At 37.5% G+C, this 19487-nt stretch carries 20 protein-coding genes and 1 riboswitch; of the genes, 18 read left to right on the forward strand and 2 right to left on the reverse strand.

Annotation, left to right across the window (positions count from 1 at the left end):
- Nucleotides 1-64: 64 nt before the first annotated feature.
- Both EHLA_RS04695 and hslO read left to right on the forward strand, forming a co-directional pair.
- Nucleotides 65-820, forward strand: coding sequence for a class I SAM-dependent DNA methyltransferase (locus EHLA_RS04695; RefSeq protein WP_096239496.1), 756 nt, complete (start codon nucleotides 65-67; stop codon nucleotides 818-820).
- 1 nt (nucleotide 821) lies between these two features.
- Nucleotides 822-1700 (forward strand): Hsp33 family molecular chaperone HslO, encoded by an 879-nt coding sequence (gene hslO / locus EHLA_RS04700; protein WP_096239497.1) that lies wholly within the window; start codon nucleotides 822-824, stop codon nucleotides 1698-1700.
- Between the two features lie 64 nt (nucleotides 1701-1764).
- On the opposite strand, the gene EHLA_RS04705 is transcribed toward hslO, so the two are convergent.
- Nucleotides 1765-2043, reverse strand: a complete 279-nt coding sequence (locus tag EHLA_RS04705) for a hypothetical protein (protein WP_123864837.1) — start codon at nucleotides 2041-2043, stop codon at nucleotides 1765-1767.
- Between the two features lie 254 nt (nucleotides 2044-2297).
- On the opposite strand from EHLA_RS04705, the gene thyA reads away from it, so the two are divergent.
- The 13 genes from thyA to EHLA_RS04770 all read left to right on the forward strand — a co-directional run bounded on the left by thyA (nucleotide 2298) and on the right by EHLA_RS04770 (nucleotide 14099).
- Nucleotides 2298-3128 carry a thymidylate synthase gene (gene thyA / locus EHLA_RS04710; protein ID WP_021907212.1) on the forward strand — a complete coding sequence of 277 codons (831 nt, stop codon included), beginning with the start codon at nucleotides 2298-2300 and terminating at the stop codon, nucleotides 3126-3128.
- 83 nt (nucleotides 3129-3211) lie between these two features.
- Entirely contained in the window at nucleotides 3212-3715 is a 504-nt protein-coding gene (locus EHLA_RS04715; RefSeq protein ID WP_021907211.1) for a dihydrofolate reductase, read from the forward strand.
- A 35-nt stretch (nucleotides 3716-3750) separates the two neighbouring features.
- Nucleotides 3751-4095, forward strand: a complete 345-nt coding sequence (locus tag EHLA_RS04720) for a hypothetical protein (protein WP_021907210.1) — start codon at nucleotides 3751-3753, stop codon at nucleotides 4093-4095.
- Between the two features lie 52 nt (nucleotides 4096-4147).
- Nucleotides 4148-4642 carry a preQ(1) synthase gene (queF, locus tag EHLA_RS04725; protein ID WP_021907209.1) on the forward strand — a complete coding sequence of 165 codons (495 nt, stop codon included), beginning with the start codon at nucleotides 4148-4150 and terminating at the stop codon, nucleotides 4640-4642.
- Nucleotides 4643-4794: 152 nt separating this feature from the next.
- A complete protein-coding gene (recA, locus tag EHLA_RS04730) occupies nucleotides 4795-5904 on the forward strand; it encodes a recombinase RecA (protein WP_096241555.1) in 1110 nt (369 codons plus the stop codon).
- Between the two features lie 4 nt (nucleotides 5905-5908).
- Nucleotides 5909-6553 (forward strand): regulatory protein RecX, encoded by a 645-nt coding sequence (locus EHLA_RS04735; RefSeq protein ID WP_096239499.1) that lies wholly within the window; start codon nucleotides 5909-5911, stop codon nucleotides 6551-6553.
- 268 nt (nucleotides 6554-6821) lie between these two features.
- Nucleotides 6822-8372 (forward strand): ribonuclease Y, encoded by a 1551-nt coding sequence (gene rny, locus EHLA_RS04740; protein ID WP_021907206.1) that lies wholly within the window; start codon nucleotides 6822-6824, stop codon nucleotides 8370-8372.
- A 213-nt stretch (nucleotides 8373-8585) separates the two neighbouring features.
- Nucleotides 8586-9188, forward strand: coding sequence for a stage II sporulation protein M (locus EHLA_RS17105; protein WP_096239500.1), 603 nt, complete (start codon nucleotides 8586-8588; stop codon nucleotides 9186-9188).
- Nucleotides 9189-9306: 118 nt separating this feature from the next.
- Nucleotides 9307-10092, forward strand: coding sequence for an FAD binding domain-containing protein (locus EHLA_RS04750; RefSeq protein ID WP_096239501.1), 786 nt, complete (start codon nucleotides 9307-9309; stop codon nucleotides 10090-10092).
- A gap of 4 nt (nucleotides 10093-10096) precedes the next feature.
- Entirely contained in the window at nucleotides 10097-10549 is a 453-nt protein-coding gene (locus EHLA_RS04755) for a (2Fe-2S)-binding protein (RefSeq protein ID WP_096239502.1), read from the forward strand.
- 8 nt (nucleotides 10550-10557) lie between these two features.
- Nucleotides 10558-12852, forward strand: a complete 2295-nt coding sequence (locus tag EHLA_RS04760; RefSeq protein WP_096239503.1) for a xanthine dehydrogenase family protein molybdopterin-binding subunit — start codon at nucleotides 10558-10560, stop codon at nucleotides 12850-12852.
- Nucleotides 12853-12856: 4 nt separating this feature from the next.
- Nucleotides 12857-13465: a nucleotidyltransferase family protein gene (locus EHLA_RS04765; protein WP_096239504.1), complete on the forward strand. Its 609-nt coding sequence runs from the start codon at nucleotides 12857-12859 to the stop codon at nucleotides 13463-13465.
- 10 nt (nucleotides 13466-13475) lie between these two features.
- Nucleotides 13476-14099: a xanthine phosphoribosyltransferase gene (locus EHLA_RS04770; protein WP_021907200.1), complete on the forward strand. Its 624-nt coding sequence runs from the start codon at nucleotides 13476-13478 to the stop codon at nucleotides 14097-14099.
- Between the two features lie 65 nt (nucleotides 14100-14164).
- On the opposite strand, the gene yqeC is transcribed toward EHLA_RS04770, so the two are convergent.
- Nucleotides 14165-14998 (reverse strand): selenium cofactor biosynthesis protein YqeC, encoded by an 834-nt coding sequence (gene yqeC / locus EHLA_RS04775; RefSeq protein ID WP_096239506.1) that lies wholly within the window; start codon nucleotides 14996-14998, stop codon nucleotides 14165-14167.
- Nucleotides 14999-15234: 236 nt separating this feature from the next.
- Between yqeC and yqeB the strand changes: the two genes are divergently transcribed.
- From yqeB to EHLA_RS04790, 3 genes are all read left to right on the forward strand, one after another.
- Complete coding sequence (yqeB, locus tag EHLA_RS04780) at nucleotides 15235-16047, forward strand: selenium-dependent molybdenum cofactor biosynthesis protein YqeB (RefSeq protein ID WP_096239507.1); 813 nt, start codon at nucleotides 15235-15237, stop codon at nucleotides 16045-16047.
- 206 nt (nucleotides 16048-16253) lie between these two features.
- Complete coding sequence (gene ppk1, locus EHLA_RS04785) at nucleotides 16254-18302, forward strand: polyphosphate kinase 1 (RefSeq protein WP_096239508.1); 2049 nt, start codon at nucleotides 16254-16256, stop codon at nucleotides 18300-18302.
- A gap of 191 nt (nucleotides 18303-18493) precedes the next feature.
- On the forward strand, nucleotides 18494-19246 hold the full coding sequence (locus EHLA_RS04790; protein ID WP_096239509.1) for a ZIP family metal transporter: 753 nt from the start codon (nucleotides 18494-18496) through the stop codon (nucleotides 19244-19246).
- A gap of 73 nt (nucleotides 19247-19319) precedes the next feature.
- Nucleotides 19320-19428, forward strand: a riboswitch (TPP riboswitch).
- The last annotated feature ends 59 nt before the right edge of the window (nucleotides 19429-19487 follow it).

The raw sequence follows: 19487 nt of genomic DNA on the forward strand, positions 1-19487 counted from the left end.
GATCATTAAAAACAGACGAAACTATGTGACGGAAACGATAGGAAAAGAAATCGAGGAAAAATAAATGGGAAGTTACGAAAATTTTGCCAGAGTATATGATGAACTCATGGATAATGTGCCTTATGAAGAGTGGGCACAATTTATTTTAAATCTTTTGCAGGACAGAAAGATAACAGAAGGTCTGGTATTGGAACTTGGATGTGGAACAGGAAAGCTGATGACTTTGCTTGGCAAGGCGGGATTTGATATGATTGGAGTAGATAATTCTGTAGAGATGCTGCAGATTGCCAGAGAAAAGACTTCACAGGATTTCCTCTATCTTTTACAGGATATGAGAGAGTTTGAATTGTATGGGACGGTAAAAGCAGTAATTTCTGTTTGTGACAGCGTGAATTATATTACAAAAAAGGAAGAATTAAGGAAAGTTTTTCAGCTGGTAAATAATTATCTTGATCCGGAAGGGTTATTTATTTTTGATTTCAATACAGAATATAAATACCGCGAGCTGATCGGAGAGACAGTGATTGCAGAAGATAGGGAAGATGTTAGTTTCATCTGGTTTAATGAATATGATGAGGAAAGTCATTTGAATGATATTGACCTTAAAGTATTTGTACAGGAAGAAGGAAACATTTACCAAAAATTTCAGGAAGAGCATATCCAGAGGGGATATACGCTTGATGAAATAAAACAATTATTAGAAGAAAGTGGTCTGATTTTTTTAGAGGCCTATGAGGAATATACGATGCAGGCTCCACAGCCGGATAGTGGCCGGATCGTGGTAGTTGCGCAGGAACATGGAAAAAACAGGAGGAATTAGAATGAGTGATTATATTATAAGAGGTATGGCAGCTGACAAACAGGTACGTTTTTTTGCTGCGAATACAAAGGAATTAGTAGAGAAAGCAAGACAGATTCATAACACAAGTCCGATTGCTACAGCAGCGCTTGGAAGATTAATGACAGGAACAGCAATGATGGGAAGTATGTGTAAGAATGACAGCGATATTGTTACGGTTCAGATTAAGGGAGACGGTCCTATGGGCGGGCTTGTTGTGACATCTGATGCGAAGGCGAGGGTAAAGGGATATGTTTATAATAAAGATGTTATGCTTCCTCCAAATGCCCAGGGAAAGCTTGATGTAGGTGGAGCAATCGGAAATGGTGTTCTTACTGTAATTAAAGATCTTGGTTTAAAAGAACCGTATTCTGGACAGACAAACCTGATTACCGGAGAAATTGCAGAGGATCTGACTTATTATTTTGCATCTTCTGAACAGATTCCTACATCAGTAGCATTAGGGGTTCTTATGAATAAGGAGAATACGGTAAGACAGGCCGGAGGTTTTATGATTCAGATGATGCCATTTGCCAGCGATGAAGTTATCACAGCGTTAGAAGAACGATTAAAAGACTTTACTTCTGTAACTTCACATCTTGACAAAGGGGAGACACCGGAAGATATGATGGCAGAGTTGTTTGAAGGAATGGATATGACAATTGAAGATAAAATTCCTACAGAGTTTTATTGTAACTGTTCAAAAGAAAGAGTATCAAGGGCAGTGGTCAGTGTAGGAAAAAAGGAACTCACCGATATGATCGAAGAAGGAAAGCCGATTGAAGTGAATTGTCATTTCTGTAATTCTCACTATACCTTCAGTGTAGAAGAATTAAAAGAAATGTTAAAGGCTGCAAGATAAATCCTGCAGCCTCCGGAAAATCATTATAAATAAAGTACAATAGATAAAATAATGATCTTAAAAATTAAGCGTCCTCTTCCTCATGGGAATGGAATTTTAATGGAATGTATCCTCGACGGATCTTTGTCTGGGAAGAAGGTTTTTCTTCTTTTTCTACTGGAACAAACTCTTCTAAATCATCAAGATCGGAATCAAAGATATCTTCTTCGGGTTCATCAGAAGAGTTGTTACCGCAGAATGGACAACCTTTTATGCGGTCTTTTAAAAGATATACTGCCAGAGATACTGTTGCTGCGATACCGATTACGGATAACGCAATTGAAATAATACGATGTTTTTTCATAATTACGCCCTTTCTGTATTCAGTCGGTTCTGATTCCTCAGGCATTCCCATGAAGAATCTTCCGAATGAAAGTATTGGTATGATTGTTATATTTTATTCTAATACTTTTTAAAAAGAAAATCAATTACTAATCAGTTTGACAATATACGATATGATTTCGAATAATGATAATACATATACTTTTGGAGTAAAGTAAAGCATAAACAGATTCCAGGAGTATATTACATAAGGAATAAAAAAGGAGAAGTTACGATATGAGCTATGCAGATAAGTTGTTTATTGATATGTGCAGTGATATTATAGAAAATGGTTATAGTACAGAAGGGGAAAAGGTAAGACCAAAATGGCCGGATGGAACGTATGCATATACCATTAAAAAGTTTGGTGTGGTAAATCGTTATGACCTTTCGAAAGAATTTCCGGCAATTACCCTCAGAAAGACATATATTCGTTCGGCAATTGACGAAATTTTATGGATATGGCAGAAAAAATCTAATAATGTGCATGATTTAAATAGCCATATTTGGGATGAATGGGCCGATGAAGACGGTTCGATCGGAAAAGCATATGGTTATCAGCTTGGTAAGAAGCATAAATATAAAGAAGGAGAGATGGATCAGGTAGACAGAGTATTATTTGATTTAAAAGAGAATCCGTTTAGCCGCAGGATTATGACGAATATTTATGTTCATGAAGATCTTCACGAGATGAATCTTTATCCATGTGCGTACAGCATGACATTTAACGTAACCGGCAATCGTCTAAACGCGATATTAAATCAGCGTTCACAAGATATTCTGGCAGCGAATAACTGGAATGTTGTACAGTATGCAGCATTGCTTATGATGTTTGCACAGGTAAGTGGTTTTGAGCCGGGAGAACTTGTCCATGTGATAGCTGATGCGCATATTTATGATCGTCATATCCCAATCATAAAGGAACTGATAAAGAGGCCAACTTATCCGGCACCGAAAGTTACATTGAATCCAGAGGTAAAGGATTTTTATAAATTTACAGTAGATGATTTTATGATTGAAGATTATCAGGCCGGTCCACAGATAAAGAATATTCCGATTGCAATATAAATAGTGATGTACTTTCGGAGTTCTCACTGCATTTGCTTTTGTGAAAAGATTCCGAAAGCGTAGAGTATGATAGGAGGAGAAAAATGAAACTGATCGCAGCAGCAGATAAAAACTGGGCTATTGGAAAAGATGGAGAACTTTTAGTACGTATTTCAGAAGATATGAAGAACTTCAGTGCAATGACAACAGGAAATGTTATTGTTATGGGAAGAAAGACTTTAGAAAGTTTTCCGGGAGGGAAACCTCTTCCGAATAGAGTTAATATTGTTTTAACACATAAAAAAGATTATAATGGAAAAGGAGCAATTGTTGTTCACAGCGAAGAAGAATTGTGGGAAGAACTTTCCAAATATGACACAGAAAGTATTTTTGTAACAGGTGGAGAAAGTATTTATCATATGTTGCTTCCTTATTGTGATACGGCATATATTACCCGTCTTGATTATGAATATCAGGCGGATACATGGATGCCGAATCTTGATAAAGAAGAAAACTGGAGTATAGTAGAAAAAAGTGAAGAGAGATATTGTTTTGATCTGATCTATCATTTTACTACTTATAAGAATGCGGTTCCGGAACTACATTAAGGGAAAGTAAAAGAAAAAGAAAAGGGGGATATATTATGCCATATATTGAAGTAAAGTTAGCAAAGCAGGCATCAAGAAAACAGGAAAGAATTCTTACAGAGAAGTTAGGGGAGGCAATCACAACAGTACCGGGAAAGACGGCAGCAGGCCTTATGGTGTCTATTTCTTCTGATGAACATATTTACAAAGGAGGAGAATTCCTTGAATATGGAGCATATGTTCATGTTGTTTTTAAAACAGGAGTGACAAGAACGGATTGTGAAAAGTTCAATGAAGCGATTTTTGCAATTATGGAGGAAGACTTGAAAGTACCAAAAGAAAATGTATATACTACATTTCAGTACTGTGATGATTTCGGAGTGCAGGGACGTTTTTTGTAAATTGGAATGAAATAAATAGCAAATAATAATAAAAGTAAAAATGGAGAAATATATGAGCAGAGAAAAGGAAGAATTACAGGGAGTGACTCTCCTTGGAAATCAGAAAACAAAGTATCCGCAGGATTATGCACCGGAAATGCTGGAAACTTTTATAAATAAACATCAAGATCATGATTATTTTGTAAAGTTTAACTGCCCGGAGTTTACAAGTCTTTGTCCAATGACCGGACAGCCGGATTTTGCGACGATTTATATTTCCTATGTCCCGGATGTGAAGATGGTAGAGAGCAAGTCTTTAAAGTTGTATTTATTCAGTTTTAGAAATCATGGGGATTTCCATGAGGATTGTGTAAATATCATTATGAAGGATCTGATTCAGCTTATGGAGCCGAAGTACATTGAAGTGTGGGGCAAGTTTACTCCGCGAGGAGGAATATCGATCGATCCGTATACTAACTATGGAAAGCCGGGAACAATGTGGGAAAAAGTGGCCATGGATCGTCTTGTAAATCATGATCTTTATCCGGAAAAGGTAGATAATCGATAAAATACGAACAAATTTTTGCGAACGCTTGTTTTTAAAGAACAAATGTGCTATACTAATGATACGAGAAAGAATATTTTATCAGTATTATAGATTTTATTAATTTTATTATTAGAAAGGATTAGAATAGCATGGCAGCAAGTAAGAAAGAGAATATGAATGCAGGCAGAGTGGAGTACCTTGGAGATGACAGAGAAGGGAAACTTGCCGCATTGAATAATGCGGTAGCCGCAATAGAGAAAAATTATGGAAAGGGATCCATAATGAAGCTGGGGGATTCCAGTGCGAATATAGATATCGAGGCGATTCCTACAGGCTCAATCAGTCTTGATGTGGCACTAGGAGTCGGAGGTGTTCCGCGTGGAAGAATCATTGAAATCTATGGTCCGGAATCTAGTGGTAAGACAACCGTTGCCCTTCATATGATTGCTGAGGCACAGAAGAGGAATGGAATAGCAGGATTTATTGATGCAGAACATGCGCTTGATCCACAGTATGCAAAGAAGATCGGTGTAGATATTGACAATCTTTACATATCTCAGCCGGATAACGGAGAGCAGGCATTGGAGATTGCTGAGACGATGATTCGTTCCGGTGCACTTGATATTGTTATTGTTGACTCAGTGGCAGCTTTAGTACCTAAGGCAGAGATTGAGGGAGATATGGATGATCAGCAGGTTGGTCTTCATGCCCGACTAATGTCTAAAGCGATGAGAAAGCTTACCGGAGTGATTAATCGTTCCAACTGTGCAGTAGTGTTTATCAATCAGCTTCGTGAGAAGGTTGGTATCATGTTTGGTAATCCGGAAGTGACAACAGGTGGACGTGCTCTTAAATTCTATGCTTCTGTTCGTATGGATGTACGAAGAGTAGAGGCAATTAAGCAGGGTGGAGAAATCATTGGTAACCATACAAAAGTGAAGGTAGTTAAGAATAAGGTTGCGCCTCCATTTAAAGAAGCAGAATTTGATATTATGTTTGGTCAGGGAATTTCCAGAGAAGGAGATTTGATTGATCTTGCAGTGAAAGTAGATGCAGTACAGAAGAGTGGAGCATGGTACGCTTATAAAGGAGAGAAGATTGGTCAGGGAAGAGAGAATGCGAAAACGTTCTTAAGAGAACATCCTGAGATCATGGCAGAAGTAGAAGTACAGGTAAGAGAATATTACGGACTTCCTGCCGATACCGTAGTAGAAACTGCTGTGCAGGCTACGGATACGGAAGAAGCGAAAGATAAGTTTGACAACCTCGTAACGGAAGAATAAAAAGATGAGTTATACAGTTACACTGAGGGAAACGGATAAGAAGAAGGTTTACGTGGATCCGGGAATAAGAGAAGGAATCTATCTCTATCCGGGAGAGATAAAGAAGTTAAAGCTTTTAGAAGGCAGTATGTTAGAAGAAGACGAATTCGAAAGGATTCGTCTTCAGTACGCTTTGCCAAGAGCAAAGCATCGTGCCATTGCAATTTTAGCGAAAAGAGATAAGACAGAGAAGGAATTAAGAGATAAACTTCAGCAGTCACTTACAGATACAAAAACGCTTGAAGAGACGATATCTTATGTCAGAACCTGCGGGTATGTGGACGATGTTCAGTATGCCAGAGACTATATTTATTTTAAAAAAGGAAGAAAAAGTTTTTTACAGATTAAGATGGAGCTTCAAAAGAAGGGAATTTCATCGCAGGTGTTAGAAACCGTCTTTGAAGAAGAAGGCGGTCAGGAGATGGAAGATATACTGATGCAGGTAAAGAAGTATATGAGAAGATTTCCGCAGCTTGATTATGCTTCAAGACAGAAGATTTATGCACATTTTGCGCGAAAAGGCTACAATAGTGAGTTGATTCGTGAAGCGATGACAAAAGCCGGGGAATTATTAGAAGAAGAAAGTGATACAGAGAACTTCTTTCATTGAGCAATAAAGACTTTTTTGGAACGGATTTACTGCGTACTTGTCTGGATTTCGGGAAAAAAGAGAAATACAGATAGCGTTAACAAAGAAAAATTTGAATATCTTTTAAATTTTGGCATAAGTAATATTATATAGGATAAAATGACGGAATAATCTGTGCAGTTTTTATAGTAGATTCATATTATACTTGACTTTTTGTCAATATAAGTATAGAATCTAAGTGTTGTACTTTTGTACAATGAAAACTAAATAAGGAGGTGCTCCTGTAGATATGTCACCAATTACTGTGATTGCTATTCTGATTGCAGTTGTTCTGACTGCCGTTATTTCTGTTTTTGCAACGATCGCTTATCGTAAGAGTGTTTCAGAAGCGAAAGTAGGAAGTGCGGAGGAAAAGGCAAGAGAGATTCTTGATGATGCGTTAAAGAATGCCGAAGCAAAGAAAAGAGAGGCATTATTAGAAGCGAAAGAAGAAGCGCTCAGAGCTAAGAATGACTTTGAGAAGGAAAGTAGAGAACGAAGAATGGAGCTTCAGAGATATGAGAAACGTGTCCTGAATAAGGAAGAAGCACTTGATCGTAAATCTGATGTATTAGAGAAGAAAGAACAGTCTCTCGCCCATAAAGAAGGCGCTCTCGAAAAACAGAAAGCAAAAGTTGAAGAGTTGCATGAAAAACGTCTGCAGGAACTGGAAAGGATTTCAGGATTAACCTCTGAACAAGCAAAAGATTATCTGCTTAAAACTGTCGAAGATGACGTAAAAAGGGAAATGGCGGTCATGGTCAAAGAAATGAAGACTAGGGCCAAAGAAGAAGCATCCAAAAAGGCAAAGGAATATGTCGTAACAGCGATTCAGAAATGTGCGGCAGACCATGTAGCCGAGACAACAATTTCTTTAGTTCAGCTGCCGAATGATGAGATGAAGGGACGAATTATCGGTCGTGAAGGTCGTAATATTCGTACTTTAGAAACATTGACAGGAGTCGATCTGATTATTGATGATACTCCGGAGGCAGTTATTTTATCAAGCTTTGATCCGGTTCGGAGAGAGGTTGCAAGAATTGCTCTTGAGAAGTTAATTGTTGATGGAAGAATTCATCCGGCAAGGATCGAAGAGATGGTGGAGAAGGCACAGAATGAAGTAGAGCAGACAATGAGGGAAGAAGGAGAAGCCGCTGTTTTAGAAGTAGGTGTACATGGAATTCGTCCTGAATTGGTTCGTCTGCTTGGTAAGATGAAATATCGAACAAGCTACGGACAGAATGCATTGAAACATTCCATCGAAGTAGCCCAGTTATCCGGTTTAATAGCTGGAGAGATAGGCGAAGATGTACGTTTGGCAAAAAGAGCCGGATTGCTCCATGATATCGGCAAGGCTGTCGATCAGGAGATGGAAGGTTCTCATATTTCAATAGGTGTGGATTTGTGTAAGAAATACAAAGAATCCTCTGTCGTAATTAATGCAGTGGAATCTCACCATGGTGATGTTGAGCCAACAAGCCTGATTGCCTGTATCGTACAGGCAGCAGATACGATTTCTGCTGCAAGACCTGGTGCCAGACGGGAGACATTGGAAACTTATACGACAAGATTAAAACAGTTAGAAGATATAGCTAACTCCTTCAAGGGAGTTGATAAGACTTTTGCCATTCAGGCCGGTAGAGAAATTCGAATTATGGTAGTTCCTGAACAGGTAAGTGATTCTGACATGATTTTATTAGCAAGGGATATTTCAAAACAGATTGAAAATGAATTGAGTTATCCGGGACAGATTAAAGTCAATGTGATCCGCGAATCGAGAGCAGTTGATTACGCAAAGTAAGATATTTATCTTATAAGCAGAAGACTGATACAGATTAGAATAAAAAAGCAAAATTCTTGAGAAAGAATTTTGCTTTTTTTAATAATACTTTTTACATGGGATTCCTCCCGGTACCATGATGATAGAAGGCTGGATTTCCGCTTCTAATGAATTAAATCATAAGATTATTTTCTGTGAATATATTTTAATAAATATGTTTGCAGGGAGGATGTTATGTATTATACGATTGAAGGCAAAAGAGTTCTTGGGATTTTGTATATAGCAGGATTGATAACGGGAACGCTTTTTTTTAATATTACGATGAAAATGCAGATATTTAAACTATCTGATTTTCTTGATTTTACAGAGTATATGAAGATGTTAGAAAATATAGATTTATCTACATTTTGTTCGTATGTATTTTTTGTACGTTTCAGACAGTTAATATTATTTTTTATTGGTCTGTTTTTGTTTTCGCCATATATTGTTTTTTGTCTTCTGGATTATATAACATCAATATTTATTGGAATATTGCTTTCTGTTATGGTATTAAAATATGGTTGGACAGGCATGATCGGAGGAGTCTGCTTTTTATTTCCACAATATGTTTTTTATGGTATGATTTTTATTATCATATATATTTACTTGTTCCGAAATGCGGTCATTGGAAATTTTTATATGGCTATTTCAAGGGGAAGGCATGGGAATTCGCAAACCTTACTTAAAGACAGGATTATCATAACTTTACTTATAATAGGATTGTTTTTTGTAGGATGTTACCTAGAGGCATACATAAGTCCTCTGATATTAAAAAAGATTTTTAGTATTTTTCCATAGGATTTTGCTGAGGTATGGAAAATATAAAGATTTTCATGTATAATAATAAATTAACGTAGAATCCTGTAAGTTAGGATTTTTCTTGTAGGCAGATAATAAAATACAAAGGAGAGTTAAAGTGCACACAATAAGAAATTATATTATGGCAGAGTCTCTCGAACAGGCGTGGGAACTGAACCAAAAAGGAAGAAACAATGTCATTATTGGTGGAAACCTGTGGCTGAAGATGGGAAACAGAAATATTTTAAATGCGATTGATTTATCTACACTTGGATTAGATTGTATAGAAGAAGACGAGAGTGGATTTCGAATCGGATGTATGGCAACATTACGTGACATTGAGATGCATGAGGGATTGAATAAAGAGTTTCAGGATTTATTTAAAGAAGCAGTTCGTCACATTGTTGGGGTGCAGTTTAGAAATTGTGCGACAGTAGGTGGAAGTATTTTTCCGAAACTAGGCTTTTCAGATGTTCTGACTGCATTTTTAGCATGTGATACACAGGTTATCCTCTATAAAAAAGGAGAAGTTTCATTAAGAGAATTTATTTATATGCCATTAGATAACGACATTTTGACACATATCTATGTGAAAAAGGACGGAAGAAAGACTGCATATGAAAGTTTTAGAATGACAGAAACCGATTTTCCAACACTGACCTGTGCGATGGCCATGGTAGATGGTCGTTTTGAAACAGTCCTTGGTGCAAGACCAAAACATGCAGAGGTAGTAATTGATGAGGAACTGGCAGATTCTTTATCGAAAGAAGATGTAGCATCATATGCCAAGAGAGTAATCGATAAACTTCAGTATGGCAGCAATATCCGAGGAAGCAAACAGTATAGAAAGCAGTTGTCAAAAGTATTGATTAGCCGTTGTATTTCCCGGCTTACGGAGGAATAGACAGATGATAATAGAGTTATTTATAAATGAAAAGAAGATTCAGGCAGAGACAACCCCGGATCAGATGCTGTTAGACTTTTTAAGAGAACAGGGTTATAAGAGCATGAAAAGAGGCTGCGATACAGGAAACTGTGGGCTTTGTACGGTATGGATGGATGAAAAACCGGTTCTTTCCTGCAGTATTCCGGCAGCGAGAGCAGCAGGACATAAGATTACAACATTAGAAGGTGTACAGGAAGAGGCAGCAGAATTTTCAGATTATCTTGCGAAGGAAGGAGCAGATCAATGTGGTTACTGCAGTCCGGGAATGATAATGAATGTACTGGCTTTAAAACGAGAAATTCCGAATCCGACAATGCAGCAGGTAAAGGAATATTTAGCTGGTAATTTATGTAGATGTACGGGATATCAGGGTCAGTATCGTGCCCTTGCAAAATATTTTGGAGTGGAGGAATAATACAAAAGATGGAAAATACCAGATTTGTAAATAAAGCAATCGTAAAAAAAGATGCACAGGCTCTTCTTTCCGGCCGCCCGGTATATACAGATGATATTGCCCCGGCGGATTGTCTGGTGGTGAAGTTATTAAGAAGTCCTCATGCGCATGCCTGGATTGAAGATATTTCTGTGGATGCAGCATTAAAAGTTCCTGGAATCGAAGCGGTTTTTACTTATAAAGATGTACCAGAGAAAAGATATACCCAGGCAGGACAGACTTTCCCTGAGCCAAGCCCGGATGACAGACTTATTCTTGATCAGCATATTCGATATAACGGTGATCCGGTTGCGATTATTGCCGGAAAAGATGAGAACTGCGTAAATCAGGCTATGAAGAGAATTAAGGTAAAATATAAAGTATTAGAACCAATTCTTGATTTTACGAAGGCAATTGATAATCCAATCATTATTCATCCGGAAGATAATTATGTAGTCAAGAGTAATATCGGAAACGATGTAAAGAGAAATATCTGTGCTTCTCAGTGCAGAGGTAATGGTGATATTGATAAAGTACTCTCAGAATGTGAGTATATTATTGATCGGACCTATCATACAAAGGCAGTGAGCCAGGCGATGATGGAAGTATTTTGTGCCTTTACTTCTATTGATATTTACGGAAGAATCAAGGTAATATCCTCTACACAGATTCCGTTTCATGCAAGAAGAATCGTTGCCAGAGGATTAAATATTCCGAAATCCAAGGTCAGAGTGGTAAAACCGCGAATTGGTGGAGGATTTGGCGCAAAACAGACGGCGGTAGTAGAAATTTATCCGGCATTTGTAACTTATAAAACTGGAAAGCCGGCTAAAATAGTATTTACAAGAGAAGAATGTTTTATTCATGGTTCACCAAGACATGAGATGCAGGTACATGTACGATTAGGAGCAGATAAAAACGGAAGAATTCGGGGAATAGATTTATCTACACTCTCTAATACCGGTGCATTTGGAGAACATGGTCCGACAACCGTAGATTTATCAGGTACGAAGTCATTATCTTTATACAATATGGAAGCTTTCCGCTTCAAGACCGAGGTTGTTTATACGAATGTAGTGTCTGCCGGAGCTTATCGTGGTTACGGGGCAACGCAGGGGATTTTTGCAGTAGAATCTGCTGTGAACGAACTGGCACATGAATTAAATATGGATCCGGTTAAGATTCGTGAAATGAATATGGTAAAAGAAGGCGACGTTTTAACGAATTATTTTGGAGAAGTAACAAAGTCTTGTAATCTTGATAAATGTGTCGCTAAAGTAAAAGAAATGATTGGATGGGATGAAAAGTATCCTTATGTGAAAACGGGTCCGCATACGGTTCGTTCTGTAGGAATGGCTATGGCAATGCAGGGTTCCGGTATAGGTGGTCTGGATGTAGGATCTGTTCAGCTTAAGTTAAATGATGATGGATTTTACACATTAATGATTGGATGTTCTGATATGGGAACCGGTTGTGATACTATTCTTGCACAGATGGCAGCGGATGGTCTTGGCTGTGATATGGATAACATCATTGTTCGTGGAGTAGATACCGATCAGTCGCCATATGATAGTGGTTCCTATGCTTCAAGTACAACGTATGTTACCGGTGGTGCAGTTGTAAAGGCATGTGAATCCATGAGAAAGAGAATCTGTGAGGAAGCAGCTGCAATTATGGGACTAAAGTCAGGCGAAGTAGATTTTGATGGAGAGACGATCAGCGAGAATGATAATCCAGAACACAGCATGACATTATCTGATCTGATTACAAGTTTAGAAGCAGGGAAGGGACGAATAATCGAAGTGACGGAGTCTCATACTTCACCAGTTTCACCACCACCATTTATGGCAGGAGCCGCAGAGATTGAAGTGGACTTAGAAACCGGAAAGATTACTCCAATTAATTACGTAGCTGCCGTAGACTGTGGAACCGTTATCAATACGAACCTTGCACGTATACAGACAGAAGGTGGTATTGTGCAGGGAATGGGAATGACTCTGTATGAAGATGTGCAGTATACAGAGGCAGGAAAGATGAAGAATCGAAACTTTATGTCCTATAAGATTCCTACACGACTTGATATGGGCAGTATCAGCGTGGAATTTGAGAGCAGTTATGAGCAAACCGGTCCTTATGGAGCAAAGTCTATCGGAGAGATTGTAATCAATACACCGGCACCGGCAATTGCGGATGCAGTATATAATGCGACAGGACTTCGTTTCCGAACCCTTCCAATTACAGCGGAACAGGTTATGATGGGACTTCTAGAAAGAGAAGAAGAATAGAGGAATGGAGAGACGTATAGCTGTCGTACTCATGGCTTCGGGTTACAGTGAACGATTTGGTTCAAATAAACTATTAGAACCGTTCGGGAATCGATGCCTTTTTACTTATGCCGTAGATTTGGCATATGCATCTGATGCAGCAATGAAAATTATTGTAACGAGATATGAGCCGATTAAGCATTATGTAAAAGAAAATGCCCCGAAGATGGATATTGTATGGAATGCCCATCCGGAACGTGGAATTTCAGAATCCATTCATTTGGGAATTCATCATTTGAGACAGTCAAAAGATTACGAAAAATATGCCGGTTGCTGCTTTATGGTCTGTGATCAGCCGTTATTGCAAAAACAAAGTTTGCAAAAGCTTTTTGAAAGCTTTTACAGAAATCCAGAAGGAATCCATATGTGTGTAACAAAAGAAAGAGAAGGAAATCCCGTAATATTTCCTAAAATCCTATTTGAAGAACTGATGGCATTAGAAGGGGATAAGGGAGGTAAGCGGATTGCAAAAGAACATCCGGAAATGATATATAAAGTTTATGTTACTGAGCAGGAATTATCAGATATGGATTATCAAGAGGATAAAATAAATTTGGAAAAAAACATAATATGAGGTGGAAAAAGTGAAATTATTGGAAGAAAGAATAAAAAAAGACGGAAAAGCACTGGGAAAAACAGTATTAAAAGTAGATAGTTTTATTAATCATCAGGTAGATTCCGAATTTATGGATGCACTCGGAAAAGATTTTGCAGAGCATTTTAAAGAGTACGGAATTACAAAAGTATTTACTATTGAAAGTTCAGGAATTGCTCCTGCATTGATGACAGCAAAATATCTGGATGTTCCTATGGTCATTTTAAAGAAACAGACTTCCAAAATTTTAAACGGAAAAGTATATCAGACAAGAGTAACTTCCTTTACAAAAGGAACAAGCTATGAACTGACCTTATATCAGGATTATATTGATCAAAACGATAAAGTTTTATTAATTGATGATTTCCTTGCAAATGGAGAAGCAGCTATGGGAGCCAGCCGCCTCATAAAAGAATCCGGTGCAGATTTAACCGGGATTGGAATATTGATTGAAAAGTCTTTCCAGAAGGGAAGAAAAAGATTGGAAGATGCTGGATATTATGTTTACTCTCAAGCAAGAGTCGGTCGTCTTGACAAAGATCTTATTGAATTTTTGCCAGAAGATGCACCAGTCTTAGAAGGAGTAGATGAACAAGAGTTATTAGATAAGTAGTAATTTGCCGCAGGCAAGACGGACATTTCTCTCTTTGGAGGTGTTAGCTTGCCTGCGGCAAATTATTACTTAATAATATATTTGTTTTTCAGGGAAAGAATATGACAGGAAATTCCCTCATCTCTTATTTTATTTCTCAATGTAATCATTTCCGCGAGAGCTTTTTCGTCGAGAACATCCGCCTGATTAAAAACAATACAAAATTTTTCGGAAGAAATATTTTTCCGAAGCCCATTTTCAGAAAGACATAGCCAGTATAAAAAGTCTGTAGTGATGTTGTGTGTGGTTTGTGGCAGTTTCGTGAAATTATTTTGTGAAGAAAAATTTTTTTGAGTAAAAATGAGTTTTGGAAGGAGTTCGTAACGAAAAAGCATCTCTTTTATTGGTTTTCCAAGACAGGATAGTCCAATTACGCCGATAATGGTATCTGTCTTTGGGAAAAAAACAGGTTCTCCATCTTTAGGAAGTTTGATCGGAAATCTTTTAGAACCATCGCCTTCGCATAAAATACGCAGAGAAATATTAGAATATTTTCGTGAAAATAGGGAAAGTTTTTTCATAAAGTTTATAGACGGACTTTTCCATTTGACTTTATTATATATCTTTTTTTCAGGAATTCCTAAAGCGGCAAGAGGTAAAATATCTTCCTCTAAATTCATAAAAAAGGAGGTTATCTGTTCTAAATTCTCTTCTTCAATGCAAGCTTTACTGGGAAGGAAGTCTGGCTTCATAATATGCGTTGTTGTAGTAAGAAGTGTTGGGATTCTCTGTTTTGCAAATTCTATGCCCAGAGTATTCATAAGAGAGGTCTTGCCACCCCCACCGACAAAGGTTAAGATATGGCTGTCAGTAAGACCGAGAAGAGAAGAAAGGTTATGGTTAAAAAAATTTTTTTTCAAATATAAAGCTCCCTTGCGAAAAAATTAATAAAATAAAAAATGATTTTTCAAATATTCATAATCAAATATTTGACCTGGATTTCGTTCGATAGTATATTTAATATTGCTTAAACATGATTCCGTTCTGTGACGGATAGTTAGAAACAGATTTGTGTATCCTGATATAGTATATAATATATCACACACAGAATGGAAAGAGAATATTTTTCACAAAGAGAAAATACGAGGAAAGAGAAATGCATACATTTGAAGAATGGAAGAAAAAATTAATCATAGTCCGCGGTGGCGGAGATATTGCCACAGGTACGATCTATAAATTACATCAGAGCAGGTTTTCTGTATTGGTATTGGAAATTGCGAATCCAAGCTGTATTCGCCGGACAATCAGTTTTTGCGAAGCAGTTTTTGATAAAGAAGTAGAAGTGGAAGGTGTAATTGCAAAACGGGCAGATTCATTAGAAGAGGCGTTTGCAATTTATGAACAGGGACAGATTCCGGTGATGATTGATGAAAATGGAAGTACAATAGAGACTCTGCATCCTCCAGTAGTCGTAGATGCTATTCTGGCCAAAAGAAACCTTGGAACAAAGATAACGGATGCTCCGGCAGTTATAGGAATTGGTCCGGGGTTTTGCGCAGGGAAAGATGTAGATGCAGTAATTGAAACGCAAAGAGGCCACAATCTTGGAAGAGTCATCTATGAAGGAGAAGCAGCTCCGAATACCGGAATTCCTGGAATGATCGCAGGTTATGCGAAAGAAAGAGTCATTCATGCCCCGGCGGCAGGGAATCTGCATATCTTAAAACAGATAGGTGAAATAGTACAGGCAGGGGATACGATTGCAGATATAGAAGGTACCCCGGTAAAAACAGTGATAGGAGGAGTTCTTCGTGGTATGATCCGGGAAGGATATCCGGTAAAAAAAGGATTAAAAATTGCTGATGTCGATCCTCGTGTAAAAGAACAGGAGAACTGTTATCATATATCTGATAAAGCAAGATGTGTTGCTGGAGGAGTATTGGAAGCAATCTTACATTTATCAAAATAGGCGGATGAACTCAAAAACACGAATTTCTATTTCATTTCAAAAACAGAAAACCGGAACTTGGTATTTTACTTTTATTTTACGGGACTGCTTTCTCAGATTTTACTTTCCTGTGTTATCATAGCCCAGTTATCAGATATAAGGGATAAATATATCAGATATGAGGAGATTCAGAGAGAAAATATGATTTTTATGGAGGAAATTGATAAATGAGTCAGCAGGTATATATGAACAGGGAGTTATCCTGGTTAAAGTTTAATGAGAGAGTATTAGAAGAGGCAGAAAATAAAAAGGTGCCATTATGTGAACGGCTGACGTTTGCTTCTATTTATCAGAGTAATTTGGATGAGTTTTTCCGAGTGAGAGTAGGATCTTTGATTGATCAGATGCTTCTTGGTGGAAAGATGCGTGATAATAAAACGAAAATGACGGCAAAAGAGCAGATTCAGGCAGTGCTTCATCAGGTAACAAAGTTAAATCGCAGAAAGGATGCGGTTTATGAAACCATTATGGGACAGCTTGAGGAGCAGGGAGTCCGAATGGTTGACTTCCGAAAGATTTCAAAGAAAGAAAGCGAATATCTTGAAAGGTATTTTTTAAGAGAAATTGCGCCAGTGATTTCTCCAACGATTGTAGGAAAAAGACAGCCATTTCCTTTTTTGAAAAATAACGAAATTTATGCGGTTGTAGTATTACAGACAAAGAGTGGAAAGGAAAAGCTTGGTATTATTCCATGCAGTAATACAGGATTTAAGAGATTAGTTGAATTACCAACAGCAGGAACTTATATGTTGGTAGAAGAATTGATCTTACATTATATTCCAAAAGTGTTTGAGCGATATAATATTAAAGCAAAGTCATTGATTCGTGTAACAAGAAATGCAGATATTGATGCAGATGCATTATATGATGAAGATCTGGATTACAGGGATTTCATGACGGAATTAATCAAGAGAAGAAAGAAGCTTGCGCCGGTTCGTTTAGAACTCACAAGAGAGATGGATGGCGAGATTGTAGATATTTTATGTGATTATTTAGAGCTGGATTCCGATCATGTATTTCAGGTACAGTCTCCGTTAGACCTGTCGTTTGTTTTTGAAATTCAGGATACACTAAGAAAAGTTCCGGAATTGTTTTACGAAAAAAGAATACCACAAAGATCAGCACAGTTTAAAGAAGATGAATCGATTTTTCCACAGCTTAAAGAAAAAGATAAATTACTTTCTTATCCTTATGAAAGTATGAAACCATTTCTTAATTTCTTAAGAGAAGCTGCAAATGATAAAGATGTTATTTCTATAAAGATGACATTATATCGTGTTGCAAAGCATAGTAAAATTGTAGAGTATCTGATCGATGCAGCGGAAAATGGAAAAGAAGTACTTGTTCTTGTAGAACTGAAGGCGAGATTTGATGAGGAAAACAATATTGAATGGTCCAGAAGATTAGAGGATGCCGGTTGTCGTGTGATCTATGGATTAGACGGTTACAAAGTACATTCAAAGTTATGTCTTGTGACAAGAAAGTCCGAGGGTCAGGTAGAATATTATACACAGATCGGAACAGGAAATTATAATGAAAAAACAGCAAGATTATATACAGATTTATCTCTTATGACAGCCAATGTAGAGATTGGAGTTGAAGCAGCAAAAGTATTCCAGGCACTTTCCATGGAAGAGACAGTGGATAATGTAGAGCATCTGCTTGTTGCGCCAAGATGTCTTCAGAACAGAATTTTATCAATGATCGATGAGGAAATATCCTATGCTAAAGAAGGAAAGGAAGCATATATCGGTTTGAAAATGAATTCACTTACCGATAAGAAGATTATTGATAAGCTGATTGAAGCTTCACAGGCAGGAGTAAAGATTGATATGGTAATTCGTGGAATCTGCTGTCTGATTCCGGGGGTAAAAGGAAAAACAGAGAATATTCAGGTAAGAAGTATTGTTGGCAGATTTCTGGAACATTCTCGTATCTATATTTTTGGAACGCAGGAAAGAGAAAAAATTTATATTGCATCAGCAGATTTTATGACGAGAAATACATTAAGAAGAGTGGAAGTTGCAGCACCGATTTATGATAAAGATTTAAAGATGCAGTTAGAAGAAATGTTTATCACAATGCTTAGCGATAACCAAAAAGCAAGACAAGAAGATAGCCATGGAAATTATGAGATTGTGGCAGTGCAGGAAACACCGTTAAATTCACAGGAATTTTTCTATGATCAGGCATATATGAATGCACAGAAAATGTAAGTCTTACGATCGTAATTTTGTGTGTTGCTTATTTTAAAAAGAAAAAGATGTTGTAAAAAAAGAAATAAAAAAAGAAACATTTCCCTTCAAAGACATATTAAGAAATAGGACAGATTTTTATTTTAAAATAAAAAATAATAAAATAAAAATCTGCAAGAGATGCTTAATAAAGATGTCTTTGGAGGGATTTTATGCTTATAGAGATAATAAAAGGTCTCAGTGTTCCTTTTATAGGAACAACATTAGGTGCATTTTGTGTATTTTTTTTGAAAAATGAACTTGGCAAGGGGATGCAGAAAGCACTTACTGGATTTGCAGCGGGAGTAATGATAGCAGCATCAATATGGAGTTTGTTGCTTCCGGCAATTGAACAGGGGGCTTCACTTGGAGTGTGGCGTTTTATTCCGGCAGCAATTGGATTTTGGATTGGAATTTTATTTTTAATGGCAATTGATTATTTTGCTCCACCGGAATGCATAGAAGGAGAACAAAAAGATAATCTGCTGTTGGCGGTGACCCTCCACAATATTCCGGAGGGAATGGCTGTTGGAGTGATCTATGCGGGATTATTGAATCATGCAGATCATATTACAGCAATGGGAGCGTTTTCTCTTGCATTAGGAATTGCGATTCAGAATTTCCCGGAAGGGGCGATTATTTCAATGCCGCTTTGTACAAAAGGAATGTCAAAAAGAAAAGCATTCATATATGGAGTCCTTTCCGGGGCAGTAGAACCGGTGGCATCGTTGTTTACTGTATGGGCAGCCAGTCTGGTTGTTCCGGTTCTTCCGTATTTTTTAAGCTTTGCAGCGGGAGCGATGATCTATGTCGTTGTGGAGGAGCTTGTTCCGAAAATGTCAGTTGGAGAAACAACAAATATCGGCATTTTTATGTTTGCGATCGGGTTTAGTCTTATGATGATTTTAGATGTTGCGTTAGGATAACTGATGTATAGATTGCAGATTGTTTTGGAATTTATGCTTGCTTTTTTTGAATAAATAGCGTACTATATTGGTAAATTCATACACGGGGAGCTTGCAGGAGCAGGCTGAGAGTAAGCTAAGGTGCTTAGACCCATAACCTGATTTGGATAATGCCAACGTAGGGATAGCGTAGATAGATTCGCATATATACCGTAATTGGTGTATATGCGTTTTTCTTTTCAGAGTTTAAAATCATTGAAAG

Source organism: Anaerobutyricum hallii, from assembly GCF_900209925.1.
Lineage (GTDB): Bacteria > Bacillota > Clostridia > Lachnospirales > Lachnospiraceae > Anaerobutyricum > Anaerobutyricum soehngenii.

Excerpts from the sequence above, each read along its gene's own strand:
- hslO (WP_096239497.1), top strand. The coding sequence starts at position 822 with ATGAGTGATTATATTATAAGAGGTATGGCAGCTGACAAACAGGTACGT.
- EHLA_RS04735 (WP_096239499.1), top strand. The coding sequence starts at position 5,909 with ATGAGTTATACAGTTACACTGAGGGAAACGGATAAGAAGAAGGTTTAC.
- EHLA_RS04790 (WP_096239509.1), top strand. The coding sequence starts at position 18,494 with ATGCTTATAGAGATAATAAAAGGTCTCAGTGTTCCTTTTATAGGAACA.
- thyA (WP_021907212.1), top strand. The coding sequence starts at position 2,298 with ATGAGCTATGCAGATAAGTTGTTTATTGATATGTGCAGTGATATTATA.
- EHLA_RS04705 (WP_123864837.1), bottom strand. The coding sequence starts at position 2,043 with ATGAAAAAACATCGTATTATTTCAATTGCGTTATCCGTAATCGGTATC.
- EHLA_RS04715 (WP_021907211.1), top strand. The coding sequence starts at position 3,212 with ATGAAACTGATCGCAGCAGCAGATAAAAACTGGGCTATTGGAAAAGAT.
- EHLA_RS04755 (WP_096239502.1), top strand. The coding sequence starts at position 10,097 with ATGATAATAGAGTTATTTATAAATGAAAAGAAGATTCAGGCAGAGACA.
- EHLA_RS04695 (WP_096239496.1), top strand. The coding sequence starts at position 65 with ATGGGAAGTTACGAAAATTTTGCCAGAGTATATGATGAACTCATGGAT.
- EHLA_RS04760 (WP_096239503.1), top strand. The coding sequence starts at position 10,558 with ATGGAAAATACCAGATTTGTAAATAAAGCAATCGTAAAAAAAGATGCA.
- recA (WP_096241555.1), top strand. The coding sequence starts at position 4,795 with ATGAATGCAGGCAGAGTGGAGTACCTTGGAGATGACAGAGAAGGGAAA.
- queF (WP_021907209.1), top strand. The coding sequence starts at position 4,148 with ATGAGCAGAGAAAAGGAAGAATTACAGGGAGTGACTCTCCTTGGAAAT.
- EHLA_RS04720 (WP_021907210.1), top strand. The coding sequence starts at position 3,751 with ATGCCATATATTGAAGTAAAGTTAGCAAAGCAGGCATCAAGAAAACAG.
- EHLA_RS04765 (WP_096239504.1), top strand. The coding sequence starts at position 12,857 with ATGGAGAGACGTATAGCTGTCGTACTCATGGCTTCGGGTTACAGTGAA.
- ppk1 (WP_096239508.1), top strand. The coding sequence starts at position 16,254 with ATGAGTCAGCAGGTATATATGAACAGGGAGTTATCCTGGTTAAAGTTT.
- EHLA_RS17105 (WP_096239500.1), top strand. The coding sequence starts at position 8,586 with ATGTATTATACGATTGAAGGCAAAAGAGTTCTTGGGATTTTGTATATA.
- rny (WP_021907206.1), top strand. The coding sequence starts at position 6,822 with ATGTCACCAATTACTGTGATTGCTATTCTGATTGCAGTTGTTCTGACT.
- yqeB (WP_096239507.1), top strand. The coding sequence starts at position 15,235 with ATGCATACATTTGAAGAATGGAAGAAAAAATTAATCATAGTCCGCGGT.